General features: G+C 43.7%; 26 protein-coding genes, 1 tRNA gene and 1 pseudogene. 21 read left to right on the top strand and 7 right to left on the bottom strand.

What is annotated here, in order from left to right:
- The first annotated feature begins 249 nt into the window (after nt 1-249).
- The gene (locus HF974_00665) at nt 250-1,914 is read left to right on the top strand and encodes an ATP-binding protein (GenBank protein MBC2696859.1); all 1,665 of its coding nucleotides are present in this window, start codon (nt 250-252) and stop codon (nt 1,912-1,914) included.
- Nucleotides 1,915-2,037: 123 nt separating this feature from the next.
- Here the strand turns inward: HF974_00665 and HF974_00660 are convergent, their stop codons facing one another.
- Together HF974_00660 and tnpA are read right to left on the bottom strand one after the other, a co-directional pair.
- Nucleotides 2,038-2,793, bottom strand: coding sequence for an alpha/beta hydrolase (locus HF974_00660; GenBank protein ID MBC2696858.1), 756 nt, complete (start codon nt 2,791-2,793; stop codon nt 2,038-2,040).
- Between the two features lie 210 nt (nt 2,794-3,003).
- Complete coding sequence (tnpA, locus tag HF974_00655) at nt 3,004-3,348, bottom strand: IS200/IS605 family transposase (protein MBC2696857.1); 345 nt, start codon at nt 3,346-3,348, stop codon at nt 3,004-3,006.
- 315 nt (nt 3,349-3,663) lie between these two features.
- Between tnpA and gatE the strand changes: the two genes are divergently transcribed.
- The 13 genes from gatE to HF974_00590 all read left to right on the top strand — a co-directional run bounded on the left by gatE (nt 3,664) and on the right by HF974_00590 (nt 16,515).
- Nucleotides 3,664-5,589, top strand: a complete 1,926-nt coding sequence (gatE, locus tag HF974_00650) for a Glu-tRNA(Gln) amidotransferase subunit GatE (protein ID MBC2696856.1) — start codon at nt 3,664-3,666, stop codon at nt 5,587-5,589.
- Between the two features lie 229 nt (nt 5,590-5,818).
- Nucleotides 5,819-7,441, top strand: coding sequence for a methyl coenzyme M reductase system, component A2 (atwA, locus tag HF974_00645; GenBank protein MBC2696855.1), 1,623 nt, complete (start codon nt 5,819-5,821; stop codon nt 7,439-7,441).
- A 128-nt stretch (nt 7,442-7,569) separates the two neighbouring features.
- A complete protein-coding gene (locus HF974_00640; protein MBC2696854.1) occupies nt 7,570-9,120 on the top strand; it encodes a methanogenesis marker 3 protein in 1,551 nt (516 codons plus the stop codon).
- Nucleotides 9,110-9,553 carry a methanogenesis marker 6 protein gene (locus tag HF974_00635; GenBank protein MBC2696853.1) on the top strand — a complete coding sequence of 148 codons (444 nt, stop codon included), beginning with the start codon at nt 9,110-9,112 and terminating at the stop codon, nt 9,551-9,553. The genes HF974_00640 and HF974_00635 overlap by 11 nt, the downstream gene beginning before the upstream one ends.
- 10 nt (nt 9,554-9,563) lie before the next feature.
- Nucleotides 9,564-10,013 carry a methanogenesis marker 5 protein gene (locus HF974_00630; protein ID MBC2696852.1) on the top strand — a complete coding sequence of 150 codons (450 nt, stop codon included), beginning with the start codon at nt 9,564-9,566 and terminating at the stop codon, nt 10,011-10,013.
- A gap of 1 nt (nt 10,014) precedes the next feature.
- Nucleotides 10,015-11,256, top strand: coding sequence for a methanogenesis marker 15 protein (locus HF974_00625; protein ID MBC2696851.1), 1,242 nt, complete (start codon nt 10,015-10,017; stop codon nt 11,254-11,256).
- A gap of 21 nt (nt 11,257-11,277) precedes the next feature.
- Complete coding sequence (locus tag HF974_00620) at nt 11,278-11,883, top strand: methanogenesis marker 17 protein (GenBank protein MBC2696850.1); 606 nt, start codon at nt 11,278-11,280, stop codon at nt 11,881-11,883.
- Nucleotides 11,876-12,802, top strand: coding sequence for a methanogenesis marker 7 protein (locus HF974_00615; GenBank protein ID MBC2696849.1), 927 nt, complete (start codon nt 11,876-11,878; stop codon nt 12,800-12,802). Before HF974_00620 ends, HF974_00615 begins: the two co-directional genes overlap by 8 nt.
- A 229-nt stretch (nt 12,803-13,031) precedes the next feature.
- On the top strand, nt 13,032-13,679 hold the full coding sequence (locus HF974_00610) for an amino acid kinase (GenBank protein MBC2696848.1): 648 nt from the start codon (nt 13,032-13,034) through the stop codon (nt 13,677-13,679).
- Nucleotides 13,680-13,728: 49 nt separating this feature from the next.
- Nucleotides 13,729-13,896 carry a DUF1610 domain-containing protein gene (locus HF974_00605; protein MBC2696847.1) on the top strand — a complete coding sequence of 56 codons (168 nt, stop codon included), beginning with the start codon at nt 13,729-13,731 and terminating at the stop codon, nt 13,894-13,896.
- A 10-nt stretch (nt 13,897-13,906) separates the two neighbouring features.
- A complete protein-coding gene (locus tag HF974_00600; GenBank protein MBC2696846.1) occupies nt 13,907-14,173 on the top strand; it encodes an elongation factor 1-beta in 267 nt (88 codons plus the stop codon).
- A gap of 192 nt (nt 14,174-14,365) precedes the next feature.
- Nucleotides 14,366-14,437: transfer RNA gene (locus tag HF974_00595), tRNA-Ala, on the top strand.
- 164 nt (nt 14,438-14,601) lie between these two features.
- On the top strand, nt 14,602-16,515 hold the full coding sequence (locus tag HF974_00590; protein ID MBC2696845.1) for a phosphoadenosine phosphosulfate reductase family protein: 1,914 nt from the start codon (nt 14,602-14,604) through the stop codon (nt 16,513-16,515).
- A 181-nt stretch (nt 16,516-16,696) separates the two neighbouring features.
- Here HF974_00590 and HF974_00585 read toward each other — a convergent pair whose 3' ends face one another.
- Nucleotides 16,697-16,882: a hypothetical protein gene (locus HF974_00585; GenBank protein MBC2696844.1), complete on the bottom strand. Its 186-nt coding sequence runs from the start codon at nt 16,880-16,882 to the stop codon at nt 16,697-16,699.
- A 385-nt stretch (nt 16,883-17,267) separates the two neighbouring features.
- Between HF974_00585 and HF974_00580 the strand changes: the two genes are divergently transcribed.
- Nucleotides 17,268-19,862, top strand: a complete 2,595-nt coding sequence (locus tag HF974_00580; GenBank protein ID MBC2696843.1) for a UvrD-helicase domain-containing protein — start codon at nt 17,268-17,270, stop codon at nt 19,860-19,862.
- 312 nt (nt 19,863-20,174) lie between these two features.
- Nucleotides 20,175-20,795 carry a flavodoxin family protein gene (locus tag HF974_00575; protein MBC2696842.1) on the top strand — a complete coding sequence of 207 codons (621 nt, stop codon included), beginning with the start codon at nt 20,175-20,177 and terminating at the stop codon, nt 20,793-20,795.
- Between the two features lie 55 nt (nt 20,796-20,850).
- Here the strand turns inward: HF974_00575 and HF974_00570 are convergent, their stop codons facing one another.
- Nucleotides 20,851-21,030, bottom strand: coding sequence for a hypothetical protein (locus HF974_00570; GenBank protein ID MBC2696841.1), 180 nt, complete (start codon nt 21,028-21,030; stop codon nt 20,851-20,853).
- A 290-nt stretch (nt 21,031-21,320) separates the two neighbouring features.
- On the opposite strand from HF974_00570, the gene HF974_00565 reads away from it, so the two are divergent.
- Together HF974_00565 and HF974_00560 are read left to right on the top strand one after the other, a co-directional pair.
- Complete coding sequence (locus HF974_00565; GenBank protein ID MBC2696840.1) at nt 21,321-23,300, top strand: transcriptional regulator; 1,980 nt, start codon at nt 21,321-21,323, stop codon at nt 23,298-23,300.
- Nucleotides 23,301-23,326: 26 nt separating this feature from the next.
- Nucleotides 23,327-23,947, top strand: a pseudogene (locus HF974_00560) (flavodoxin family protein).
- Nucleotides 23,948-24,182: 235 nt separating this feature from the next.
- On the opposite strand, the gene HF974_00555 reads toward HF974_00560, so the two are convergent.
- Both HF974_00555 and HF974_00550 read right to left on the bottom strand, forming a co-directional pair.
- Nucleotides 24,183-24,611 carry a type II toxin-antitoxin system VapC family toxin gene (locus tag HF974_00555; GenBank protein MBC2696839.1) on the bottom strand — a complete coding sequence of 143 codons (429 nt, stop codon included), beginning with the start codon at nt 24,609-24,611 and terminating at the stop codon, nt 24,183-24,185.
- Nucleotide 24,612: 1 nt separating this feature from the next.
- A complete protein-coding gene (locus HF974_00550) occupies nt 24,613-24,885 on the bottom strand; it encodes a hypothetical protein (GenBank protein MBC2696838.1) in 273 nt (90 codons plus the stop codon).
- A gap of 169 nt (nt 24,886-25,054) precedes the next feature.
- Here HF974_00550 and HF974_00545 point away from each other — a divergent pair, with 169 nt between their 5' ends.
- Complete coding sequence (locus HF974_00545; GenBank protein ID MBC2696837.1) at nt 25,055-25,750, top strand: hypothetical protein; 696 nt, start codon at nt 25,055-25,057, stop codon at nt 25,748-25,750.
- 352 nt (nt 25,751-26,102) lie between these two features.
- Here the strand turns inward: HF974_00545 and HF974_00540 are convergent, their stop codons facing one another.
- Nucleotides 26,103-26,306, bottom strand: a complete 204-nt coding sequence (locus HF974_00540; protein MBC2696836.1) for a type II toxin-antitoxin system HicB family antitoxin — start codon at nt 26,304-26,306, stop codon at nt 26,103-26,105.
- A 61-nt stretch (nt 26,307-26,367) separates the two neighbouring features.
- Here HF974_00540 and HF974_00535 point away from each other — a divergent pair, with 61 nt between their 5' ends.
- Both HF974_00535 and HF974_00530 read left to right on the top strand, forming a co-directional pair.
- On the top strand, nt 26,368-26,535 hold the full coding sequence (locus HF974_00535) for a hypothetical protein (protein MBC2696835.1): 168 nt from the start codon (nt 26,368-26,370) through the stop codon (nt 26,533-26,535).
- A 12-nt stretch (nt 26,536-26,547) separates the two neighbouring features.
- On the top strand, nt 26,548-26,709 hold the full coding sequence (locus HF974_00530; GenBank protein ID MBC2696834.1) for a 4Fe-4S binding protein: 162 nt from the start codon (nt 26,548-26,550) through the stop codon (nt 26,707-26,709).
- The last annotated feature ends 162 nt before the right edge of the window (nt 26,710-26,871 follow it).

Genomic DNA, 26,871 nt, shown 5'->3' with positions numbered 1-26,871 from the left:
CCCCTTACGAAATATACCGGGCCGGTATATAACGATTTTCCGTATTTACCTCCTATTATGTTCATATGTATTGTGTGCTGAGATATATTTCTCAACCACATCCCAGCCAGCACCCACAGAGCCGTGGTAACAGCTTGGAGCCCAGAGATGGTCACCGCATAATATATTCGGCATATCTTTTCCACATTATCGCCAAAATAGAAAGGTAACCAAACTAAACCGGCACATCACAAGCATTATTAAGCATGGGTGATTATAAGCACTTATGCTTATACGCATAGGTGCTTACAAATTATCGACACACAAACACCAGTAACCGGAGATGAGTTTTTCAACCGTTCTGAAATACTTGAACGGCTACTCAGTACCGGGCGGAATTATGCACTCATCGGACTTCGAAAATCAGGTAAGACCTCGATACTTTATGAATTTGAAAAGCGCTTGAAAAAGCCGGATACAATACCAGTACACATATATTTGTTATTCAGTGAGACCGAGCGTTCTTTTTTGACCAAGTACGCTGCTGCTGTGCTGTATTCATATTTGGGGCAAGACTCAGGCACCGGATCAGCAACAATCGAACCCCGTGAGAATCTCAATGACCTTATTGTGAAAACCATCGAACGTCTGCCTGCACTTGCATCTCATCTAATAGCAGTGCTAAATGAACTGGACAAAAAGGCCGATACAGGTATCGCAAGTCGAATACTCGATCTGCCGTATCTGCTTAGCAGGCACACAGGGAACACATCGATCATAATACTGGATGAATTCCAGGTGGTGCAGAATTTCAATATCGACATGATCGATCTACTCAGACAAAAGATACAAACACAACGCGGTGTTTACTATGTTGTTGCAGGTTCAGCTATTGGAATGATGCAGGGAATACTTACCAGCAGTGAATCGCCGTTGTTCGGGCATTTTGAGATCTTATCGGTCGGATCGTTCGATTACAACTGGAGCAGGTGTTTTGTAACCACGCACCTGAACAGAAGCGGATTGGTAATCGGTGAAAAATTATTGAATTTTCTTATAGCTGCAAGTGGTGGTTTTCCATATTATCTTGCTGTACTCGCTAACCGCATTATCGAATACTGCCACACCGGTTCGATAAAGCAGGTCAATCAAAAAGCTATAATCCATGCATTTGACAGGGATGTGTTCGATACCAACGGAAAGATATTTGTGTATTTCACAGACTCGCTTGAAAATACCTTCCAGCGGAGAAACATAGGATTCCATATCGAGATTTTAAAAGCCATAGCATCCGGCAGCACAAAACAGTCACAAATAGCCAAATACACAACAAAGATGCCGCAGGAATTATCACGCCCTTTACGTTTTCTTGAACAGGCCGGTTTGGTGACCAGAAACGGATTGGAATATTTCATCACGGACCCGATGCTTAAAACATGGCTCTCTGCAGCATATCCCCTGCAGATGGAACTCTCTTTCATAAAAGACGGAAAACGGCTGGATGCGTTTGACAGGAAGATCGAGGAGATGATCACCACATACCGGGGAGAACTTGGGAAGGGAAGCGAATCAAGGGTGAGGGAGTTGTTCAGGGATTTTGGTGGACTGGAACTACACCACACTAAGCTGCCGAAGTTTATCGAAGTCGAGCAGCGGGTCATAAGTGGCAATGAATTTGACATAATTGCAAGATATGGTGAACACTACTGGATAGCAGAAGTGAAGTCAGGAAACATAACTGCAGCCGACATAAACAGATTTGTTAAGAAATTGGACAAAGTTGGATATACAATTGACAGTACTCTTGTAATTGCCCTCGCAGGAATTGACACCAAGGCACTGCGAGTCGCAGAAGAGAACAACATACGGGTGTGGGATCGCGATGATGTGAATTACCTTATGAAACTCTGTGGTAAGTTTCCTATCTTAGTTTGAAGTCAACGACCCCGGGCTGAAGGCACCGAAGCATCGGGAGGATGCTCATGGATTTCGCATTTCTACCGATTCACTGATTAAGTATTTCTTTTAAGATTTTATAATATTTCTGAATTCTAAATCTCATCCAATAAACATGTCTATAATTTCATTTAATTCATTGGATTTGTCGATTATAACCATATGCTTGCTATCTGGTATAATTTTCAATTTTGAATCTTCGATTTCTCTGTTTAAATGTCGACTCATCTTCACTGGTGTTGCTTTATCTTTTTCGCCAACGACAATTAGTGTTGGCACTTTTATTTTGGAAACTTGGTCTCTTTTATCGTAATTTTTCATGAATTCTGTAGCACAATCATAGGTTACAAACTTTGGGGTATTCATAGCTCTATCAAACGCCTCCTTCTTAACTTGTTCTGAAGGATCATACAGTAAATTAATCATCCCACGAGCGAATGACTCATAAGAGAAAATATGCATCATAATCCATATTTGGATATAGCCCGAAAAACTCATTTTTGCTGAAGTGCCAACTAATACCAGTTTAGAGACTTTATCAGGATGATTCAATGCAAATGTGATAGCTGTCATACCTCCCATCGAATGACCAACAAGTGTAACTTTTTCAAGATTTAGTTTTTGTATAAGAGAGTACAGATCATTCGATAATGTTTCAATAGAATAATTGGCTTTGGGTTTATCCGATTTGCCATGTCCTCTTTGGTCATACGCAATCACTTTATACTTTTTAGAGAAAAACTCAATTTGAGAGCTCCATACCGAGCAATCACACATCCATCCATGAGAAAAAATGATTGGCTCGCCTTTACCATGTACCTCATAAAATAGTTCTATGTCATTTACTTTTATTTTCATAAAAATTCACCCCATATTTAAGGTATATTGACCTGTTATTTAATACTTTGTGGACAACTTAGCAAAATTATATCATATATTTATACGCGCCTGATTTCCAGCTTTGAAGACATTGTTTTGGTTTTCTATCCCCTTCTGGGAGCATAAGAACGCCTATGAAGTCACCTATACCCCGGACTTAAGTCCAGGGCCTGTTTATAATACTCCGCATCACGATTTTCTATCTTGTCCGGCGATATATTTCTCAACAACTTCCCAGCCATGCCCAACACTTCCACGATAGCAACTTGGAGCCCATAAACTCTTCTTGCACCATTCCTTAATTTCAGGGAATTCCTGGCGCAATATCCTGCTGGTTATACCTTTGAGCCTCTTTGCAATAAAACTTACGGAATACTTTGGTGGATATTGAATAAAAATATGGATGTGATCACTACTTACTGACATATCAATAATCTTAATATCAAGCTCCTTACAGGTCTTCCTGATAATCGCCTCAGCCAACATGGCCACATAGCCAACCAGCACCTTGCCCCTGTACTTGGGAGAAAACACAATGTGGTCCGTAAGCGCGATACAGTATGCCTGTCATGTCTTAATTCCTTTGGCATGTTGAATTGCTTATGAGGCTGTAAAATAAAAAGTAATGGCAAAAGTGCAGTGAAAGTATTGCCCTCATCACCCCCCACTCTCCCAACCCCCTCGTAAATCTCCACACCAATCCCGGCAGCATCCACGGCCCTGTACGCCATCAGCCGGATTTCTGTGATAATATTGCTGCTTTTAACTACATAACTGGATTATGGGACTGTGCCGACTACATCAATAGTTTTATACAACATTACACACCACCCTGAGAGCTAGATACCCATGAGCAGCAAGTATGATTATAAACAACTGGGCTTGATGTCAGGTCTTGAGATCCACCAGCAGCTTAACACGAAAGAGAAACTGTTCTGCGGCTGCCCGACAGTCCTGAGAGATGTAGAGGATTCCAATTTCGAGTTCTTCAGGTACCTGCGTCCCACCCGCAGCGAAATGGGAGAAGTAGACCGGGCCGCGGCCGAAGAGGCCATGCTGACAAAACAGTTCGTTTACAAAGCCTATGATACAACATGCCTTGTAGAAAATGACGAGGAACCGCCCAGGGAGTTGAACCCGGAGGCACTTAACCTCACACTACAGATCGCCAAACTCATGAACATGGACCCGTTCGATGAGGTCTTTACAATGCGTAAGATCGTTATAGACGGTTCCAATACATCCGGATTCCAGCGTACTGCCCTGGTATCCACAGGCGGGTACATTGAGACCACACAGGGAAATGTGGGTGTCGGTGTACTGTGCCTTGAAGAAGATGCTGCCCAGAGGGTGGAGGATAAAGTGGACAGGGTAATATATTCACTTGACAGACAGGGCATTCCCCTGGTGGAGATCGGGACCGACCCCGATATTGTATCACCTGCCCATGCCAGGGAAGTGGCAGAGACCATAGGCATGCTGCTGCGCTCTACAGGCAGGGTCAAGCGTGGCCTGGGAACGATCAGGCAGGACGTGAACATCTCCATTGCCAGGGGCGCACGGGTAGAGATCAAGGGTGTGCAGGCCCTGGACCTTATCGAGACCATTGTGGAGCAGGAAGTGGAGCGGCAGGTGAACCTGCTTGACATTATGGAAAAACTGCAATCCGGTAATGCTTCGGTTCCAGGGGATATTGTCAATGTCACACACCTGTTCACCCAAACCCAGTCAAAGGTCATTAAAAAAGCAATAAAGCGTGGTGTTGTACTGGCATTGAACCTGCCGGGTTTTGCAGGGCAAGTGGGCCGCGAGATACAGCCAGGGCGAAGGCTGGGTACCGAGTTCTCAGACTATGCCAAGAAATCAGGTGTTGGCGGAATATTCCATACAGATGAACTGCCTGCATACGGCATAACCGAACAGGAAGTGGATACCGTGCGCGAGGCAGTAGGTGCCGGGGACGGGGACTGTGTTATATTAGTTGCAGACCGAAAAGACAGGGCACAGGGTGCCCTGCAAATGGTGGTCGAACGGGCACGTTTAGCACTGGAGGCCATTCCCGAAGAGACAAGGAGGGGACTGCCCGACGGTAACTCTGCATATATGAGACCTCTGCCCGGGGCGGCCAGGATGTATCCCGAGACAGATGTGCCATCTGTAGTGGTGCCCAGGGATATGCTGGATTCCATTGAACTGCCTGAACTATTACCGGAACGGAAAGCCAGATACATGGAAGAATTGGGACTGAACGAAGAACTGGCTGGAATTGTGGCTTCGAAACATTTAGAATTATTTGAATTAATTATAGCAGAAGTGCCAGGTATTGATCCAACACTGGTTGCAAGTACACTTGTGAATACTCTTACCAAACTCAGACGGGAAAGCCTTAGACTGGAAAGCGAATTGACTCATGAATTTGATATAGATAAAGTAGAGCCTTATCATTATGTTGAAGTTTTCAAATTATTCGTTTCTGGCGGTGCTGCTAAAGAAGTAATACCTGATCTGTTGATCGGGATTGCACAAAACCCGAAAATGTATGTAAAAGATATTGCTAAAAATATGGGTTTGGGACAAAAACGCATTGAAGACATTGAACTCATAGTGGAAAATATTATAAATCAACGCATTGACTTTGTAGAAGAACGAGGTATTGGGGCAGTTGGACCGTTAATGGGTGAAGTTATGAAGGAATTCAGGGGCAGTGTGGATGGGAAAGTCCTCAGCGCCCTTCTCAAAGAGAAGATTGAAGCACGACTCAACTCAATAAAATAATATCCATGGGATGTACAATACGTTTCATTGCTAACATTTCCACCTTAATGTATTATCGTTATATTTATGTATTGATTGTATCAATGTAGTATCACAAATATATGCACTTATATAGTACTAAAGAATTGTAAGCGATTTGTATATAATGTATTACGGTTGTGTTTAGGACATGTACTATATTATTCGGTTAAATAACCATACTAGTAAACCTATACAAGAGGAGAGATAAATGTCAGTTTTTATTGAAATTAAGGACTTATCGGTAGGCTTTGATGATGTTGATGTATTGAAAAATATAAATCTGACGATCAATGAAGGCGAAGCTATTGGAGTACTTGGAAAAAGCGGTTCAGGGAAATCAATCCTGATGCACGTCCTGAGAGGTGTGGAAAAATTCGACCGTATCTCAGGACAGCTACTATACCATGTAGCCCGTTGCGAATCCTGCGGCCAGATCGAACCCGCAAGTCATGCAGGCAATTCCTGCAAAAAATGTGATAGTGAACTGAAAGAAATAGTTGCAGATTTTGTAACACTTCCACTCCACGATCCCGTCAGAAGAGACATATCCCGGCGGCTTGCTATTATGCTGCAGCGTACATTTGCACTATACGGCGATGACAGGGTCATAGTAAACGTGATGAATGCACTTAACGAGATCGGGGAAAAAGGGCCTTCAGCTATTCATAAAGCTGCCGACCTGCTGGATCAGGTAAACCTGTCTCACCGTATGATGCATATTGCCAGGGAGTTAAGCGGTGGTGAGAAACAGCGGGTAGTACTGGCAAGACAGCTTGTCAAGGATCCCATGATGCTACTGGCCGATGAACCTACAGGTACACTTGACCCGAAAACAGCCGAACTTGTTCATAATAGTATAATGAACTCTGTGAAACAGTATAATATGTCCCTTATCATTACTTCACACTGGCCCCACGTTATTGAAGAGCTGTCAGATACGGCAATACTCTTAGAAGATGGGGAGATAGTAGCCCAGGGTGATCCAAAAGAGGTTTGTTCCACATTCATGAAAGAAGCCTCTGTAATCGAGAAACATGATTACGCTTTGGGGGATTTAATTATCAAGGCTAAAGGCCTCAAGATGAAATATTTCTCACTTGATAGAGGTGTAGTCAATGCTGTTAATGATATAGACTTTGAGGTAAGGGAAGGAGAGATTTTTGGCCTGATAGGAGTAAGCGGCGCAGGCAAGACTACCACATCCAAGATAATTACAGGTCTTTTACAACCCACTACTGGTGATATACACATCAAGATAGGAGATGATTGGGTGGATATGACTGTATTGGGTCCAAATGGTAAGGGAAGGGCCACCAAATATGTTGGTATGCTTCACCAGGAATACAGCCTGTATCCTCACAGGAATGTAGTGGATAACCTGACCGAGTCAATTGGTCTTGAACTTCCACACGAACTGGGAGAACGCAAGGCTATCCAAACCCTGATGACTGCAGGATTTTCTGAGAATAAAGCCACTGACATACTGCAAAAAATGCCTAACGAACTCAGTGAAGGTGAGAATCACAGGGTAGCGATGGCACAAGTATTAATGAAGGAGCCCAGAATACTGGTATTTGATGAACCCACAGGTACCATGGACCCTATTACAAAGATTGAGGTTTCCAAATCCATTCTACACGCAAGGGAAACATTGGGTGAGACTTTTGTTATTGTATCCCATGATATGGATTTCGTTGCCGAGGTATGCGACAGGGCAGCACTTATGAGACTCGGCAAGATAGTAGATATCGGTGAAACTTCAGAGGTGCTGAGCCATCTGACAAGAGATGAAAGAGAAGAGGCACTTGAAGGGATATCAAAAGATTTATAGTTTGTTCAAACAAATACGAATAATATTGGTAATCAGGGTGATTCTACTGTAGTATTGTCCTGTTGCATTATTTAAGTAGTATTACTCATTAACATTATACAGTAGATGTTTCACATGGAGGAGGATTATTGACAAGCACTATCACTGTAGAACTGAACGAGGTCTCTGTTGAAATAGAAGAAGGGGCATCTCTTGGCGGTCTTCTCACTAAAACACAAACTTCCTGCATTAGCAGGGCAACGATAGGCATTGTAAAAGGTGGCGAAGAGAAAGAGGAACAGACCACCGAGTACAGTGTCCAGACAAACAAAGGCGAATTCAAGATAGAGGTAGACCCTGAAAAACCTGAACTGGTGTCCACCTGGCTTAGTCAAATTGTAGGAAAACAATTACGTGCCCACTGGGCCACTATCGATGCACTGGCTTTTGGCCCCATTCCTACCAATATCACACCGGATAGGGGAACCTTTGATTACCAGAGATATGACCTGGTATTCGGGGCAGGGGGATATGATGCAAAAAATACATATATAGTAGTATCAAAGAACCGTCATACTGCATCCCATGGTTCACCAGCTGACGGAGGTGTCTTTGCAAGGGTTATAAGTGGCAAGAATATAATTGCGAAACTGGAACAGGGGGACACAATCAACAAGATAGAGCCTGTCATACGGTGGGAAACACTAACTGATAAGATTACCACCACCGACATGAATACTCCTCTCGAAAATGGGATGAAGATATTCACCTACCTTTCAATCGAACTCAGGAAGGATGCACCTTATGGTGCTGAACATTTCCTTGGACTGATGGGTGACGGAATAATCAAAGTGGACGACATCTCCAGTTCCTACGTAGTAGACAACCTATTAAATGGTGAAGATTGTCCCTTCGAGTCCCTAGATTCCAGGTCTGAAGGTGCTGTTGCAGTGCGAAACAAGGGTTCGGGATTGGGACGTATTTTTATTTATAAGGAGGACCGGCCCAGTAGTATGGTGCATTCGATCGTGGGAAACGTCAATAAGGGAATCCAGCTTATCAAGCTGGCAGAAAAAGGGAACAAACTGGAAGTAAGGGTCTCGCCTGAAAGGATCATGTTCCAGGGCATGAAGATCGATGAAGCAAAAGCACTGGCAGAGCAAAAAGGACTTGAGATCACATTTGATGGTTATATGGCTGAGGATGCCATTGTTGTTGAACAACTACCCTTTACCACAATGCAAATTATTGAAGCGAAAAAAGTTTCTGTGTTATGTATTCCACCCAAACAATTGTTACACATCAATTTTTACCAAGATAAGGCACCGATCACCATTGAATATTTCCAACATGCACTCAGGTTGAAAGATCGTCCGATAGCACCTTTGCCTGTACATTTCACATATGAGAATACTACTATTTTCAAGACCATCAAAAGGGTAGAGGGATACAAGGAGATCATGCCTGAAAATACTCCAAAGGATGTGGTTCTGTCAGGTGAAGTTGGCGTGACCAACCAGGCGTCAAATCAGTACGGTCTGATCGGTACAAAATCCTTTGATGATAATCGGTATGGTCCCACTGGCGAGAAGTTCCATGCTACTAATATAATTGGAATTGTCCGGGATATTGAAAAACTGGATGGGGTCAAACAGGGAGATGTGATATATGTCACGGAGGTAGAAAAGGATGAACGATGATGATATTATAAGTAAAATGATAGTCCTGCACTCCACCTTTACCCTTCCCAGCGATCTTGTTATCAGGATATATGAAAGCAAGGCTGATATCACAGTAAAAGAGACTTGTTTTGGTCTTATTATCGAGGGAAAAAGGTCTGTAGTAGATGAAGTTGCCAGGGAGATGCGGAGTCTTGACCCCAACCGGATATTTATTAAGGAAAGGGGTGTGCCGCCTGGCGATCCGTACCGCTGCAGGGTCGGGCGGGGAGGTGGACCCAAACCCGGGTTCCATCAGCACGAGCTTGAATTTCCGTTTTTGCCATATATTACTTCAGCACTTGAAGAGATCGAGAGAGGGGAGGGCAAGGGAACGAAAATGACCAGGTCTTTACCCATACACATAGAAACATTCAAAGACATTATTGAAAAAGAGGTTGCACAGTCCAAATGAGGTTATCAAGATGGTTAAGGTTTTTATTTACCCCAGCAACAGTCTGATTTTATCAGACCTTATAGACAGGTTCGGTCATGAACCTCTTGCTGTAATGCGGGAGGTCGGGAAAAAAATCCGTACGGCAGGACTGGATTCGCCGCCAATTAATATTACACCCGAAGACCCGAAGATCGGACTGAAATATGCTGCTGTTGAAGTACCTTCCGGTGTAAGGGGCAGGATGGCGCTGCTTGGTCCATTGCTCGAGGAGGCCGAGGCAGCCGTTATTGTCATGGAGCCAGACATAGCCTTCGGATGTATGGGCTGCGCCCGCACCAATGAGCTTGTAAACTTTTTGGTCAGGACAAAGAATATACCCATACTGGAACTGAATTATCCCCGCACTGAAGAGGATGCAAAGGCATTTGTGCATATGATACATGATTTTACAGACGGACTTGGAAAGGGGGATAAGTGATATGGCAAAAGAAAATCTTGTCAAGATTGCCCAGCTTTCCTGTGGTAGTGAATACAGTGGTATCCAGAAAGAGATAGATACTGCTGCTAATGTAGTCAATGCTGAAATCTTCTTTCCTGAGATATCCATAGAGGACGTCCAGAATGTTGAGGAAAATTTCGGGTTCAAGGTGGCAAGCCCTGACCTGAAATTGATGATGGCAAGGGCAAAATCAATTGTGGAAGGAAAGACCATGGCTGATGCCGTATTGATCGCTTCATGCTTCAGGTGTGCCGAAGGTGCCCTGGTGCGAAATGAGATTCGCAGGTATATTTATGCCAACTCGAAGATTCCTGTCATCAGTTATTCGTTTACTGAACGTACAACGTCAAGTACCCTACTTACCAGACTGGAAGCACTGACCACTACTGCCAGGCGTCGCAGCTTGCTTGCCAGGGAGAAGCAGGAAGGTTTGACCGCTGGCATCGATTCGGGGTCGACTACCACCAAGGCCGTGATAATGAAGGATGATCAGATTATAGGCACAGGTTGGGTTCCCACCATCAAGGTGGTGGAAAGCGCCAGTGAGGCACTTGACAAAGCCCTGGTTGAGGCGGGTATTACCAGGGATGAGATACAGGCCATAGGTGTTACCGGTTACGGAAGGTTCCTGCTGAGCGAAGAGTTCAATGCAGACCTGGTCCAGGAAGAGATCACTGTCAACTCAAAAGGAGCGGTCTATCTTGCCAACAGTCAGCATGGACCGTCCACTGTCATAGATATTGGAGGTATGGACAATAAGGCCATCGCCGTGCAGGATGGTATCCCTGGTATGTTCACTATGGGCGGTATTTGTGCCGGGGCATCAGGCCGGTTCCTGGAGATGACTTCAAAGCGACTGGGTGTGGATATAACAGAACTGGGCGATCTGGCTGTTAAGGGAATGCAGCAGAATGTGGAAATGAACAGTTACTGCATAGTGTTCGGCATACAGAGCCTGGTCAATTCCCTTGCAAAAGGCTCAGCCCAGGAGGATGTGGCAGCGGCCGCCTGTTATAGTGTAGTGGAACAGGTATTTGAGCAGCAATTGCAGGAGATCGACGTAAAGGAACCGTTGATAATGGTAGGCGGGTCATCGCTTATCGAGGGTGTACCCAAGGCCATGGAGGAACTGCTAAAGATCAAGGTTACGGTACCACCGCATTCCCAGTACATCGGTGCTGTGGGTGCGGCATTACTGGTTTCAGGTTTTATTGATAAATAGACCCGCCGGGGAGTCATATAGATGGAAGATGATACAATAACCGTGGAATCACCGGAAGAAGTAGGTGCAGATATCTATAGGAGAGTGATAATAGATGTACTGTCCGACCTGGCGCTGGGCAGAGTTCTTTTGAAGGTCAGGGCTTTTGTGGATGTGACCGAACCCGTATTCATTTTCCTTGGTCTGCGCAAGAAAGGAATACCGTCTGTTAAAATTAGTGATTTCGCTGACCTGGAGATTGGCGGATACGGTAAATCTGAAGTGTTAATTTTCCTTCACAAGGAAGCTTATATACCTCAACTGCTGAATAAATTGTGGGAACGCTATGGCAGGGGCAATATCTCACAAGAGGAAAGAACGACGATCGTTGTGGAAACTCCGGATTATATGACTGAGGTTGATTTGCTTGGAGACATGGTGATTGATGAAAAAGTTCAGGAGATCAATGACAGGATCGTTGATGCAATGTTGAGGATCATTCCGGAGGGTTTCAGGGTCAGGTACCATCAACTGACAGATGAATATATTCTTTTCGTGGCTTCCGAGGATCCAATTAAACAGGATTGGAAGGACAGGGCTGTAAGTATGCGCGATCAATTGCTGCATGAGGTGGGGCTCAATGCTTGAACCAATGATGTATGAAGGTGGGGTCTATAAACATAACCTGATCGAAGAGCTGGTAGAGGACCTGGGGGGTTATATTCTCCAGAAGAATATAATGCAGACTGAAGTTGTCATCATAATGCTGGTTCCGATCAAGGATACCGGGCTTGTTGAGGATATGACAAAGAAATTGCTGGGTGTGTTAACCCGTGCACCTCTATCCGGTACAGAGATCGCTGTTGTGGCACCAACACTTGCATACCATCACCTGCCACACCCGGACTGTGATATTGCCGAGTTTTTGCGCCGCAAAGGTGCAAAGACCAATATGGTAGGGCTGGCCCGGGGCGTGGGCGCTAGGACGTGCCAGATATCTGCACATGAGCGTGAACTGATCAATGAGCATGATGTGGCAGTATATGTTTTTGGTAATTTCAAACACTGTATCACAGATAGCAAGCCAAAGTTGTTCGAAGGTATCGATATTCCCATAGTGGTAACAGGGGCTCCAGAGATAGATATTGCAGATATACCTAATGGGGATGTTTATGTGAGTAACCTGGGCCGTATTGCCCACAGGCTGCGAAAAGGGGAAGAGATGTTTGCCATGGACCGGGTGGTAGATGTTGTTGGCGAGATATTTGATAAAGAACGGGAAGAGATTGGTAAGGACTTACTTTCTGTTATGCCACCAAGGGTGAAAAAAGAAATAGAAGACCAGGTGTCTGCGATCAATGAAGTATTGTCTCCTTTGCCTATTACACTTAGATTGAGAGGTTTAAAGGTCAAGCTGGATTTTGATGAGTTCCATGAGCAGGTCGGTGAAGTTTCATTTGTGGAAGGTGTCAAGTTGAAGGATATTGCTGATATCAGGCGCAGTAATATGAAGAATTTTATCCTGGTGGATATCAAGACTAAGAGCGAAACCGGGTTCTTGATATAAAACGGTTTTTCATGTTCGGATATTTTTTGTGATCAATGTATGAATTTGTATACTCAAGTTAGTCCATCATAGGGGGGATTTTCTTGCCTGCCCAACGCCGGCGCTGGGGATTAGCAGGTGTGTGTGCAAATTGAACAGCTGTGATGGAAATTGAAGTAAATAATAAGACATGCCTGTACATCGTGAATATTGACAGCATATATATGTTAGCCCACCAATGACCACCATAATGACTGATAACTCCAGGGTAGTAATAAAACTGGGTGGCAGCCTGATGGACTGTGCCTCCCCACTTATCAGGACGGTCAATGATATAATCTGCCAGAACCTACAATCAGTCCTTATTATTCCAGGTGGGTCCGTATTCGCAGACAATGTAAGGAATTTCCAGGAGATATCTGGTATTTCAGGGGATGCGGCACACTGGATGGCAATACTTGCCATGGAACAGTATGCCTATTACCTGTCAGACATCTCAGGCGTACCACTTACTAATGACCTGGAGATGCACGAACCGGGTTTAAATATTTTGCTGCCATATACAATATTACGCTATTACGACAGCGGCCTGGAACACTCATGGGATGTGACATCAGATACCATTTCGGCCTGGGTTGCACAAAGGACCGGCAGCATACTGATAAAGGTCACAGATGTAGATGGTATTTACCTGGATGGTGAACTGGTGCAGCAGATATATGCCGACGATTTGGCTGGCAGTGAGGAGACCTGTGTAGATAAGGGGCTGCCCGCTTTCCTTATGACACATGGAATGGATTGTATGGTGATAAACGGCAGGTACTTTGATAGAGTTATCGAAGCGTTGAAAGGCGGTGTTACCGGAGGCACATTGATATATGGCAAGAGCAAGTTTTAAGTCAGTATAATCATACTAATACCGAAATCTAATAGGAGAATTAACAAGGATGACCCAGAAAGCAGAGTACTGTATTTCATGTGGAGTAAAACTTATCGAGAAAGGGTATGTGCGTTTCCCGTGCCCATCATGTGGCAGGGAAATTGGAAGATGTGCAATGTGTAGGCACCAGAGTAACCCGTATACGTGTCCGGGATGCCAGTTCCAGGGACCCTGAGGTGAATACTGTGGGCGAAGTAGCAGCTAAGATCAAGATAATGCCGGCTGGCGTGGAAACCGACCTTGAAGCCCTGAAAGGGAGACTGGAAGCAGTTATACCTGAGGGTGTAAAACTCCACGGTTTTTCAGAGGAGCCCATAGCCTTTGGCCTGAAAGCCATTATTGCCGTTGTCGTCGTGGGTGATATCGAAGGTGGTACCGATAAGGTGGAAGAAGCTTTTGCAGCAGTCGATGAAGTTGAAAGTGTTTCAGTGATCGAACTGGGGCGCCTGTAATATTTAATGATAACCAGTTACTGGTTTATAGTCAGGAACATAAATCCTGAACATTTTGCTCTTTACCGTCCTTTGCGGTGTATGATTTTGGTCACCGCAAAGAGCGCGAAGTCCGCAAAGATGGTTTGAATTGTTTGGTTTTTGACTATAACTGGATTTAGAGCAGGAAAATGTCCCGATAATTTCTTTTTTGGGCTCGTAGATCAGGGGTAGATCGTCACGTTCGCAACGTGAAGGCCGCGGGTTCGAATCCCGCCGGGTCCATTGTGTGTTCATTCCAATCGGCAGGTAAAATTCAAGAAAATGCTCACTTTGTGCGCATTTTCTAAGCCTGCAGGAAAGTATATACTTTCCTATACGTAAATGAAATCCGGTAATGGATATAATGGTAGTTTTAACGATATATACCTGCAATACTTACATACCAAATGACCGAACAACGTAATAAAAGACAATTCAAACCCGGAAAAGATGCATTCATTCACTGGTGCCCGAACTGCAATCTCCCGCTTATCAGTATCGAGTGTGCACTATGTGGTTCAACAGGCGAGAGAATTGACCTGGGACTGCCCGGAGATGTGCAGTTTGGCTCACCTTACGAGCGCGGCATCCTGCATGATATCCTGACTGCCCGCTACGGCATTGACCCGCTGGGTGAGCGTATTATCCTGCTCAATAAAATTGGTGGTGAGGATAAGACCGACCAGGTAATAGTGGACGCCCTGGTGTTTGGGATACTGCGCTTTGACCTGAAAATCCTGGACTGGCAGTTCGACCTTTCAATGGATGGGGCTGCCCTTATGGCACAATATACCAGGCACAGGACCGTTGAGCTGTCAGATGTTCCCGGCCATCTCAGCGGCAAGACCGTTAGTTCTGATATGATACAGTGGTGTTCGGATGATATCAGGCAGGGTGATGATATCATTGTCAGGAAGGGCAAAATGACGGGTGTGGGTTTTGCACTGCTGGATGCCAAAGCGATGAAACTAACCGCCACACCTGCGGTCAGGGTCAGGAAGATAGGGAAAAGCCGGGCCCGGTTAAAGGATGTGGTTCCCATAATGGACAAGGTTGTCAGGGCTAACGCACCTGCCATCAAACGCCTGGGCAAAAATGCCATGAACACTGTAAAGGGCATGGCCAACCAGCAGGAATACCGTGGTAGACCCGTGTATGTGTCCTTCAGCGGCGGTAAGGACAGCCTGGTGGTGCTGGACCTGACCAAAAGCGCATTGAAACACAGCCCTAAGGCATATTTCATCAACACTGGCCTGGAATTCCCTGAGACTGTGGAATATGCGCGGCAGTTTTGCCATGATAATGACATTGACCTGGATGAGCTGGATGCAGGGGATGTGTTCTGGCAGCACTTGCCAGATTTCGGGCCCCCTGCCAAGGATTACAGGTGGTGCTGCAAGGTCTGCAAGCTGGCCCCTGCTGGTGAGATACCAGAGAAGGGAAATTACCTGACCATTGATGGCAAGCGTAAGTACGAATCATTCAGCCGTGCCCGCATCCCTGCCACTGAGGGAAATCCACTGGTGCCGGGGCAGGTGAATGTGTATCCCATCCGCGACTGGCGTGCGCTTGAGGTGTGGCTGTACATACACTGGCGGGGCCTGGAATATAATCCACTGTACGACATGGGGTTCGAGCGGGTGGGCTGCTGGCTGTGCCCGGCGGCCCTGGGTGCGGAATTCCGGCGCATGCTTGAGCTGCACCCTGACCTGTACCAGAAGTGGGATACATACCTGCGTGACTGGGCTGGGAGCCTGGGGCTCCCGGGCGGGTACATCGACCATGGGTTCTGGCGCTGGCGGGAGCATCCCCCCAAGATGAAATTGCTGGCCCGGCAGTTGGGTATTGATATTGTCCCAAAGGATGCAGGGTCTGAGGCTGAGGCTTTCCGTATAAGGGTGGTCTCGGGCATATCTCCATGCAAGGCCGGCGGGTACAGTATTGAGGGCACTGCCAGGGGGGCCAGGCCAGTGGGTGCTGTGGAAATGATGCGGATGCTGGGTGAGGTCCGTTATTCGGATGAACTGGGTGTGCTGGTGGTCCTGACAGGTGGAGGGAGTGTGAAGCTGTACACGGATGGTACTTTCCAGGTCACTGCGGGGGACAGGGGGACGACTGAGAAGCTTTTTGAAGCGGCTGCCAGGCAGTTGACGAGGGCGGTGAAGTGTACTGGTTGCGGGATATGCGAGAAGGCCTGCCCGAAACATGCTATTAGTTTTGAGGATAGGCGCATCAGGGTGTCGGAGCAGTGTGATGGGTGCGGGGTGTGCGATGAGGTATGTGTGGCTGTTCGGTATGTGGGCAGGATTTTAGAGGGGTAGTTACGGACCCCTGGCTTGAATACGGCTTGGTGTTGTCAGTGGCTTTATATATCTGCACCTGATCTTGGTTGGTTAGGATATATTTCCAGCTCTTTCAGCACATTTCTGATCCTTTTTTGTAATTGTTTTTGCAGGGAGTGGAATTGCTTTTGGAAAGTACGGGAAACGATTACAGGATACATTACAGTTTGTCCAGCGAAATGAACTCATCATTTTCAAGTATTTTGTTCCATCGGTTGTCCAATTTTTTCCAGCCGGCTTCTTTGATGAGCTTTCTGATTATATTGTTGTAGCTCTCACCCTTTTCCCCAAATTGACGTAATAATTCTTTTGTTTCCGAAGATACAGCTATTGTTGTAGCAGACATTGTTAATTGCCTATAATTCCTGTAGGTATTATATCATTTATAGTATTTGCATAGTGAAGTAAATACCAACTTTACTAATGATTCATCTATCTGAATGTTGAATACGACTTGATGGCATGGTTCTCGCAGGTTCATTATTTTTGTGTAGTTACGCTTGATTTTTAAGTGTTTTAGGTGGGATGCGGTTGATTTTGAATTGTCAGATCGTCGCTATGTAGCAAAAAACCATATGGTACCAAATTTTATAAACACAGTGGCATGCATGTTTTAACTCTGCCATACATATTAATATGTACTTTCGGTTAAAGTTAATACTACGTTTTGTCCCAACCGCAGCAGAGCTGCAGGGTATAGTTATTAAGATTAAATACAAAATTAGGTTAAAATGACATTGGATGATAATCTCACAGAGCTTAAAGGCATAATCTCAAAAATAAAACACCAAAACCGATTGATAATACTTGGTTTTCTTTTAATACCTGTATTGTTGGGTGTTCTTATAATTAGAAAAGCTACTCAACAAAAAAGAAATTTAACGTCATTGAAAGAGGAAATCCTTGAGAATGTCGAAAATGATATAAAAAAATGGATTGTGCATATAAAGGATATCCATGAGTCAATAAACGACACGTATCTAACCTATCATACACGAAGAGACTTAATTAAAAGATGTGATTTTTGTTTGGATTCGCTTTCATTTTTAAAATCAAACAACGTATTTTTTCAAAGTTCGTTCATTCGCTTTGTTACTGAATCCTCTTTTGCAATTTCAGTATTCAAAAAAAATGTTGTAAACTTTTCGAATGAATATTTTGTTGAAAAAAGGATGAACGAATACGACTATTTATTTAAGAAATCTCCTTTCCCTTTAGACGATTCTCAAAAAAAGGCTGTAATTATTGACGATACGCATAATTTAGTAGTTGCAGGGGCTGGTTCTGGAAAGACGGAAGTGTTGATAACACGGATTGCTTATCTTATTGAAAGAAAACCAGACACAATAAATCCAAAAAGAATCCTGGTTCTTGCATATCAGAATAAAGCCGCACAGGAAATAAGAAATAGGCTAAATGAAAGATTTGATACGGACGTAGAAGTAAAAACCTTTCATTCATTTGGTTTGCAAATTTTAAAACAGTCATATAAAGACTCAAATAGAGATTTACCTGACATGCAACTAATAGGGGGCAATTTCGAGAATCGCTATCGAAGTCGGATCATTTCTACTTATAACGATGCTCAAAAGGATGCAGAATTCCAAAATGATATTATCAATTATATGAAATCATATGGGAATAATGAAAAAGCTAAGCCTAAAACTGCCTTTGAAGAAAAAGAAGAATATTACAAGTATATGCGCAATTTGACTTATACTGCACTTGATGGTACAAAAGTAAAGAGTGAGGCAGAAAGGGCAATAATTAATTTTTTCATAACGCATGATTTAAATGAGAGTAAGATACGGATTCTTTATGAAAATCCTGCTGAATGGATGAAGTACATTGGGGAAAATGGGGAATATAATACTCCGAGACCAGATTTTTTCTTTCCTGACTATGACCTGTATATAGAGCATTGGGGCACAGATAAAAATGGAAAGGTTCCAGAATGGTTTGAAGGTGACAATCCCTCTGAAAAATATAACCGAGATATGAACGCAAAGAAAAAAGCATTTGCTGAACAAAACAAATATTCTTTAGTTGAAACTACATATTGGGAATTTAAAGAAAAGGAGTTTATTCAAAATCTTCAAAATAAGATGTTAGAAGCGTTAAAGGAAAAGTATCCTGACAAAGATTTCAAATTCTCACCTGTGCCTTATAAAAAGCTGATTTCCAAAGTGTGGGAGGATTGCCGGAAATCTATAGAAAAATTGCCTTTGAACATTGGAACCTTCATAACCATTGCTAAAACATATAGTTTATCGCCAGCAGATATTGAAAAAAGATTATCAAATGAAAGGTGGTCTCAAAAACAGAAAGCATTTGTTCATCTGGCTATTAAGATTTACACCACTTATGAAAATGATTTGCGTTCTAAAAACCAAATTGATTTTTCAGATATGATTAATCTTGCTGTAAAAGAACTGAAACAAAATGAGACCTTATATAAAGACATTTTAGACCACATTCTCATAGATGAGTATCAAGATATCAGTGCGCAAAGGTATGAACTTATCAAATCATTAATGGACAAAAATAGTAATTGTAAACTATTTTCTGTTGGTGATGATTGGCAAAGCATTATGGGTTTTGCAGGTTCTGATCTTGATTTTTTTGTTAATTTCTCTGATTACTTTGACCATCCTGCCAGAACTGATCTAACTGTCAATTATAGAAGTGTTAAATCAATTGTTGACACCGGTGCAGAGATCATAAAACAAAATGGTTCATCTCAACTGAAAAAGAAAACCTTGGCTAATGATGAAAGTGTGATACCTGTAACAGTGTATTCATTTGAACAACAGTCTACCCATAAATCAAATTATGCCAACCAGATGGTCTATTACGGCCAGATGGTTCAACATTGTGTCAATAAAATAGAGGCATACAGGCAAAACGGATATGAACCAGCGGATATTATGATTCTTGCCAGAATCGTAAGCAATCCCAGATTGAGGGAGAAATTATTTGAATATGCAAACACCAAGGGTGTAAGCATTTCCACAGAATTAAAATATTCCAACAGCGTTCCCTTTATGTCAGTTCATAAAAGTAAGGGTTTGCAAGCAAAGGTTGTTTTCATTTTTGATGTTGTTGAAGGTCTTTATGGTTTTCCCAGTGAATTAGAAAATCCTGACATTTTTGAACCTGCTATCAAGGGTAGTAGAAAAGAAAAAGAGGAAGAAGAGAGGCGATTGTTTTATGTTGCGATAACAAGAGCAAAAGAAGAAGCAATAATTTATACACAAGAAGGTAGAGAAAGCAAATTTCTTGATGAAATTAACGATCACCTGATTTTTGAAAACGTGGCTTCTTAAAGATGCATAAGGCGGAGCATGGGGGATATATCATGCAAGGGGTGCAGCAAGCTGAATGGTGTCCGATGTAGCTATGGGGGGGATAGGAGTCACTATACCTCGGACTTAAGTACCGTAGGCCTGTAAATAATACCTGCCACCCGTTTTTCCATCTTGTCCGTCAATATAGATTTTCATGTTTTATCTAAACTATGCTATAAAACCCACCTAAATATAAAGTTTCCTAAACAATTTCAGAAAGCATCCCACAATCAATACTTATAAACCTTTATACCCATAAATAAAAACACAGATTTTTCAGGGAGTCATACCATGATAAAGATCTTTGGAGTCTCAGGAAGCCCCAGGAAGGGCTCAACAGATTACATTGTGAATGAAGCCCTCAAATACCTTAAGGAAAAATACAGTGTCCAAACCCGCTACTTCTCAGCCCGTGGCAAACACCTCAACTTCTGCATCCACTGCGACCACTGCGTCCAGGAGCGCAGCGGCTGCATCCACAAGGACGACATGCAGGAGTTCTACGACGGCCTGGAATGGGCGGATGGCATCATCATCGGCACCCCCGTATACCAGGGCAACCTGAGCGCCCAGACCAAGACCATGCTGGACCGCTGCCGGGCCGTGGTGGCTAAGGACCCCGACATCCTGCGCAATAAGGTGGGTGCAGCCCTGGCAGTAGGCGGCGACAGGGTGGGCGGCCAGGAGATAGCCATCCAGTCCATACACCACTTCTATATCATCAGCGAGATGATACCGGTCGGCGGTGGTTCGTTCGGTGCCAACCTGGGCGGGACCTTCTGGTCTCAGGACAGGATGGCTGAGGGCGCGGCAGAGGATGAAGAGGGGCTGCGTTCCATGCGCAAGACCATGAACCGGATGATGAAGGCGCTGGGAGTGGTTAGGGGTGAGGATATGCCGAAAAAAGGTTGAGAATCAGCAACTGCCGGATTGTACTGCATAGGAAGTACAATGCTCAATGGCAGTATCAGTACCTTATCCTTGACACAATTCCATCAAATCCACCATCAAAACTGGCCAGGTGGTCTATGCCCTTATTTTTCATCAGTTCGATTATTGAGCAGTCAGTAAAACTCAGCTTCTTGTCTGCGTTTTTTGCGAAAGTAATCCACCCTCTTTCAAGTATCTCCTGGTCAATGAAAAGCATATTTATGAACCTCGGGATATCCTTCTTTTCATTACAAAGTATGATGTCCCTCAATTATGCGGCCTTTGTGATATTTTTTATTATCACAAAAGTATTATTGTAATTGAAGTAATAACAAATTACATCGATAGAAAGAACTATAACTTAAATAAAGTTTCATAAATAGCGTATTCTATGTTACTTTATATTTTCATCCTGAATGAGAAATGTGTGATATAATATAAATGCCAGTTTGAAAAAATTGGAATAATAAGTTATGGATGAAGAATGTAACGTAAAGGATTGAATGAATGAAGATATTACCAATAAACCTCGATGATTTGATATTTGCCCGATCCGTGGAATCAGTCAGACGTGAATTTAAAAAAACCTGGTCCGAACCTGTTTTAGAGAATGTCATCCATAGCATTTGTGCTTTTGCTAATGATTTTTTCAATTTAAATGGTGGATATATCATTATAGGTATTGAAGAAAAGAATGGACAACCAATTCTTCCTCCATACGGATTAGAAGACCAGAATTTAGACGAAATCCAAAAGCAAGTACGAGGTAATTGTAAGAGAATAGATCCGGAATATCAACCAGTAATTTCACCGGAAGTTTATATGGAAAAACAAATTCTTGTACTCTGGGTTCCAGGTGGAGAATTAAGACCTTACCAGGCTCCAATAAAATTCAAAGAAGGTACCAGAGCTTACTATGTTCGCCAGGGAAGTGAGTCGGTTCAAGCAAGAGGAGATATTTTAACACAGCTAATGCAAATGACTGCAAAAATTCCTTTTGATGATCGGCGAAACAACTCTATTCCAGTCGATATTATATCTTCTTCCCTCGTCAGGAAGTATCTTACTGATATCAGGAGTGATTTGGTTGCTGAAAATGTGTTAATTCCTGATAGGGATCTGTACCGCTATATGAAGATTGTTTCACCTATGAATAGTCATGAAGCTCCAAGAAATATTGCATTACTGTTTTTCACAGAAAATCCTGACCAGTATTTTCCAGGAACCCAGATAGAAGTCGTTGAATTTGGTGATGATGCAGGTGGGGACCTTATCGAAGAAAAAGTTTTCAAAGGCCCGATTCATTTCCAGTCAAGACAAGCACTTGATTATTTAAACAGTTTCAGTACTTCAATGATTAGGAAAATTCCAGGAAGAGCTGAAGCTCAAAAGGCAGTTGCATTTCCTTATGAAGCAATGGAAGAAGCCCTTATGAATGCGGTTTATCATAGAAGTTATGAAATTCATGAACCTATCAAGGTATATTTATATCCTGACCGAATGGAAATAATCAGTTATCCAGGACCAGTTCCCGGTATTGAAATGCATCATTTACAAACAGGTGGAGTCGTTCCTCCGGTCCAAAGTCGAAATAGAAGAATAGGGGAGTTCCTGAAAGAACTTGATCTTGCAGAAGGAAGGGGGACCGGAATACCGAAAATCCGAAGAAAAATGAAAGAAAATGGCTCACCCGAACCGAAATTCGAATTTGATAAAGAGAAAACATATTTCCGTGTTATTCTGCCTGCACATCCACAATATGTAGTAATTCATTCTATACGTAATAGCGCCCATCTGTGGGCCACCGGGGATAAAAAAAGCGCCCTTGCAAATTTAGAACAGGCTTTATCGAAAGTTCCAACATCTGGAGCACTTATTGGTCAACTTATAGAGTATAAAGCTGGTCAGGGGGACTTATCTTCAGCTGAACATATGTTTAATGAGAATAGAAATAACATTGAATTAATCGATAGGCATTTGCTTTATCTTGCGATGGCCAGAGCATATTTAAATACTCAAAATGCATCAAAAGCTTCATCAATTCTTCAAGAGATTCCCTCTCCGACAACTGGTGATGAATTAATTGAATTAGCGATATTATATAAAAGAGCTGGAAGATTTAAAGAAGCACACAAGGTTTTTGCTTCTAACTTTGATATTCTTCGTGAGGATCAGAAAGCTGTGCATGAATTTGCACAAACAAAGATGAAATTAGCATCAAAAGAGCGGGGACATGTTCGAAAACGATTAAACAAAGAAGCTCTTGAACTATTACATAGAGCTATACAATTATCCGATGATAATATTAGGACTGCTTGGTGTTGGTTTGATCTTGCAAGGACTTTGGTTTGGCTGCGCTCCCCTGAAACAGAGGTTCTAAATGCTTATAGTAAAGCTATGGAATTCTTACCTAATGAACCGATATTCAAAGAGAATTATGAGAAATGGAGAGCTAACTACGAAAGACGGAGTGGAATAAAAAAATAGAAAGGTTTTTTTCATGGAGTCATACCATGATAAAGATCTTCGAAGTCTCAGGAAGCCCCAGGAAGGGCTCAACAGATTATATTGTAAATGAAGCCCTCAAATACCTTGAGGAAACATACGGTGCATAGACCCGCTACTTCCCAGCCCGTGGCAAACACCTCAACTTCTGCATCCACTGCGACTACTGCATCCGTGAGCGCAGCGGCTGCATCCACAAAGACAACATGCCCGAGTTCTACGATGGCCTGGAATGGGCTGACGGTATCATAATCGGTACCCCGGTGTACCAGGGCAACCTGAGCGCCCAGACCAAGACCATGCTGGACCGCTGCCGGGCAGTGGTGGCAAAAGACCCCGACATCCTGCGCAACAAGGTGGGTGCAGCCCTGGCAGTGGGCGGCGACAGGGTGGGCGGCCAGGAGATAGCCATCCAGTCCATACACCACTTCTATATCATCAGCGAGATGATACCGGTCGGCGACGGTTCGTTCGGTGCCAACCTGGGCGGCACGTTCTGGTCTCAGGACCGGATGGCCGAAGGCGCGGCCGAGGATGAAGAGGGGCTGCGTTCCATGCGCAAGACCATGAACCGGATGATGAAGATGCTGGGAGTGATCAGGGGTGTGGATATCCCGAAAAAAGGTTGAGAATGTATAGTTATTGCGATTGTGGAAATATGTGAGATTAATCGAAGAAGTGTAAAAATTTCAGACGGGATTTACAGGATTGACAGGATTGACAGGATACAATGCAACTTCAACATCCTGTAAATCCTGTAAATCCTGTAAATCCGGTCAAAAAGCTAAGCGGTGTCCTTTACTTGATTGCGTATGATGTTGCCGATAAAGATTGAGATTTTCTATTGAAATATCAGTGGCAGTATCAGTACCTTATCCTTGACACTATTCCATCAAATCCACCATCAAAACTAGCCAGGTGGTCTATGCCCTTATTTTTCATCAGTTCGATTATTGAGCAGTCAGTAAAATTCAACTTTTTATCAGCGTATTTTGCGAAAATGATCCACCCTTTTTCAAGAATTATCAGGTCAATGAAAAGCATATTTATGAATCTCGGGATATCCTTCTTTTCATTTCCAAGTATCATGTCCCTCAATTGTGCGGCTTTTTTGACATCGCCTGTCTTGTAAAGTATAAAAGTCATCAATTCGTTAAAAACAAAGTCAGAGGTAAATGCTGCACCATACTTGTTTTTCATTATGCTCTCAAGCAGGCCCGTGGCGGCACTATGATGCTTATCCTTCCTGTTAACGTACGCAATAAAGATGCCTGTATCTATAAAAATACTCATCTCAGGCCCCGTATATTGTAGTGTCGATATCTGACTCTTCTGTTTTAACACCCCAATCGGTCTGAAGAGCCTTTATTTTCCTGATATCTTTTTCTGGAAGAGGTAGTGCCAGCAGCTTACCAAAGAAATTATCTTTTTTTGACCCCATGAACTCAATTATCCTTGAGAACAGTTCCTGTTGAGTGATTTTTTTACCGGCCTTGAGAGTAAACTCGGCCTGTAACATATCAAAAAGGTGTTTATCCTTGTCATTGACTTTGATATTCTGGCTCATAATATAAAATATAATTTTATCTAATATATCTTTTTCCACTACAATAAGGACCATCTATACATATGTAATAACTCAACTTCATATCTACACATTTTGCTACAGTATTCTGCCCGTCCTCAAGTATCTCCAGGTCAATGTAAAGCACAGGCGGGGCCAGGAATACAATTCCATGTATGCTATGGGGTTCGAGCGGGTGGGCTGCTGGTTGTGCCCGGCGGCCCTGGGTGCGGAATTCCGCCGCATGCCTGAACTGCACCCTGACCTGTACCAGAGGTGGGATACATACCTGCGAGACTGGGCTGAGCACATGGGACTTCCGGGCGGTTACATTGACCACGGGTTCTGGCGCTGGCGGGAGCATCCTCCTAAGATGCGACTGCTGGCCCGGCAGTTGGGTATTGATATTATCCCAAAGGATGCAGGGTCTGAAGCTGATGCTTTCCGGATAAGGGTGGTCTCGGGTATATCTCCATGCAAGGCCGGGGGATATAGTATCGAGGGCACTGCCAGGGGGGTCAGGCCTGTGGATGCTGTGGAAATGATGAGAATGCGGGGTGAGGTCCGTTATTCGGAGGAACTGGGTGTGCTGGTGGTCCTGACTGGTGTGGGGAGTGTGAAGCTGTACACGGATGGTACTTTTCAGGTCACTTCGGGGGACAGGGAGACGACTGAAAAGCTCTTTGAAGCGGCTGCCAGGCAGGTGACGAGGGCGTTGAAGTGTACGGGGTGCGGGATATGCGAGAAGGCCTGCCGAAACATGCTATTAGTTTTGAGGATGGGCGCATCAGAGTGGGGGATGAGTGTGATGGGTGCAGGGTGTGCGATGAGGTATGTGTTGCTGTCAGGTATGTGGGCAGGATTTTAAAGGGGTAGTTACGGACCCCACCACTGGCTTGAATACGATTTGATGGTGCGGTTCTTTCACTTCCATTATTTTCGTGTACGTGCGCCTGATTTTTGAGTGTTTTAGGTAGGGTGCGGTTGATTTTGGATTATTAGATAGTCACAGGTGCCGGACGTCGTCGCTTAAATCCGAGGCATCGACGAGGCTGGAGCTTGGGTTGCGGGATAAGCAGCGGGAAAATATGGAGTGATGGTATTGATAGAACTGGTTTGGGTTAGTACGTGTAGATGGAATTAAGCATAACACTTTTAAAATATAATGATTTTTAAAAAAAACTAAATTTTCACAACTGAAATTATAGGCAGTTTTGCCACTAAACAGTCACTTCCATTACTCTCGCATTACCTTGAATTTTTATCCTTTCATTCATCACTTCCAAACAGCCATAAATTGCATCTTTTATGTTATCCAGTGCCTCTTTAGTAGTTCTACCCTGTGATATGCAGCCTGGAATGGAAGGACATTCCACAACATACCATCCATCTTCTCCCTCACTAACCACTACTTTATATTTCATTTTTTATTCACCCTTTATGGCTTGGTTTAAATAATTAAAATACTTTCTGTATGAAAAAGTTTTGATCTTAATAAGAATGCTGGGTGAGGTCTGTTATTCGGAAAAACTGGGTGTGCTGCTGGTCCTGGCAGGAGATGGGAGTGTGAAGCTGTACACGGCTGGTACCTTCCAGGTCACTGTGGAGGACAGGGTGACGACTGAGAAGCTCTTTGAAGCGGCTGCCAGGTAGGTGACGAGGGCGGTGAAGTGTACTGGGTGCGGGATATGCGAGAAGGCCTGCCCGAAACATGCTATTAGTTTTGAGGATGGGCGTATCAGGGTGGGAGATGAGTGTGATGGGTGCGGGGTGTGCGATGGGGTATGTGTTGCTGTTCGGTATGTGGGCAGGATTTTGGGGGGGTAGTTGCTGGACCCCTGACTTGAATACGACTTGGTGTTGTTAGTGGCTTTATCTTGACATAGGTTCATATGAACCAAACAGACTTTGAGAGATTAAAAAACATCCGCACCCATTTGATTTTACTCAAAAACCTAAAGCTAAACCATCTAAAAACCACTATCAATA

The organism is ANME-2 cluster archaeon, from assembly GCA_014237145.1.
Lineage (GTDB): Archaea > Halobacteriota > Methanosarcinia > Methanosarcinales > Methanocomedenaceae > Methanocomedens_A.
This window is presented reverse-complemented; position numbering and strand designations above follow the sequence as displayed.

Bases quoted from the DNA above. Each gene is read 5' to 3' on its own strand.
- HF974_00660 (MBC2696858.1), bottom strand. From the start codon at position 2,793: ATGAAAATAAAAGTAAATGACATAGAACTATTTTATGAGGTACATGGT.
- gatE (MBC2696856.1), top strand. From the start codon at position 3,664: ATGAGCAGCAAGTATGATTATAAACAACTGGGCTTGATGTCAGGTCTT.
- atwA (MBC2696855.1), top strand. From the start codon at position 5,819: ATGTCAGTTTTTATTGAAATTAAGGACTTATCGGTAGGCTTTGATGAT.
- HF974_00635 (MBC2696853.1), top strand. From the start codon at position 9,110: ATGAACGATGATGATATTATAAGTAAAATGATAGTCCTGCACTCCACC.
- HF974_00630 (MBC2696852.1), top strand. From the start codon at position 9,564: ATGGTTAAGGTTTTTATTTACCCCAGCAACAGTCTGATTTTATCAGAC.
- HF974_00625 (MBC2696851.1), top strand. From the start codon at position 10,015: ATGGCAAAAGAAAATCTTGTCAAGATTGCCCAGCTTTCCTGTGGTAGT.
- HF974_00620 (MBC2696850.1), top strand. From the start codon at position 11,278: ATGGAAGATGATACAATAACCGTGGAATCACCGGAAGAAGTAGGTGCA.
- HF974_00615 (MBC2696849.1), top strand. From the start codon at position 11,876: ATGCTTGAACCAATGATGTATGAAGGTGGGGTCTATAAACATAACCTG.
- HF974_00610 (MBC2696848.1), top strand. From the start codon at position 13,032: ATGACTGATAACTCCAGGGTAGTAATAAAACTGGGTGGCAGCCTGATG.
- HF974_00605 (MBC2696847.1), top strand. From the start codon at position 13,729: ATGACCCAGAAAGCAGAGTACTGTATTTCATGTGGAGTAAAACTTATC.
- HF974_00590 (MBC2696845.1), top strand. From the start codon at position 14,602: ATGACCGAACAACGTAATAAAAGACAATTCAAACCCGGAAAAGATGCA.
- HF974_00585 (MBC2696844.1), bottom strand. From the start codon at position 16,882: ATGTCTGCTACAACAATAGCTGTATCTTCGGAAACAAAAGAATTATTA.
- HF974_00580 (MBC2696843.1), top strand. From the start codon at position 17,268: ATGACATTGGATGATAATCTCACAGAGCTTAAAGGCATAATCTCAAAA.
- HF974_00575 (MBC2696842.1), top strand. From the start codon at position 20,175: ATGATAAAGATCTTTGGAGTCTCAGGAAGCCCCAGGAAGGGCTCAACA.
- HF974_00570 (MBC2696841.1), bottom strand. From the start codon at position 21,030: ATGCTTTTCATTGACCAGGAGATACTTGAAAGAGGGTGGATTACTTTC.
- HF974_00565 (MBC2696840.1), top strand. From the start codon at position 21,321: ATGAAGATATTACCAATAAACCTCGATGATTTGATATTTGCCCGATCC.
- HF974_00555 (MBC2696839.1), bottom strand. From the start codon at position 24,611: ATGAGTATTTTTATAGATACAGGCATCTTTATTGCGTACGTTAACAGG.
- HF974_00550 (MBC2696838.1), bottom strand. From the start codon at position 24,885: ATGAGCCAGAATATCAAAGTCAATGACAAGGATAAACACCTTTTTGAT.
- HF974_00545 (MBC2696837.1), top strand. From the start codon at position 25,055: ATGTATGCTATGGGGTTCGAGCGGGTGGGCTGCTGGTTGTGCCCGGCG.
- HF974_00540 (MBC2696836.1), bottom strand. From the start codon at position 26,306: ATGAAATATAAAGTAGTGGTTAGTGAGGGAGAAGATGGATGGTATGTT.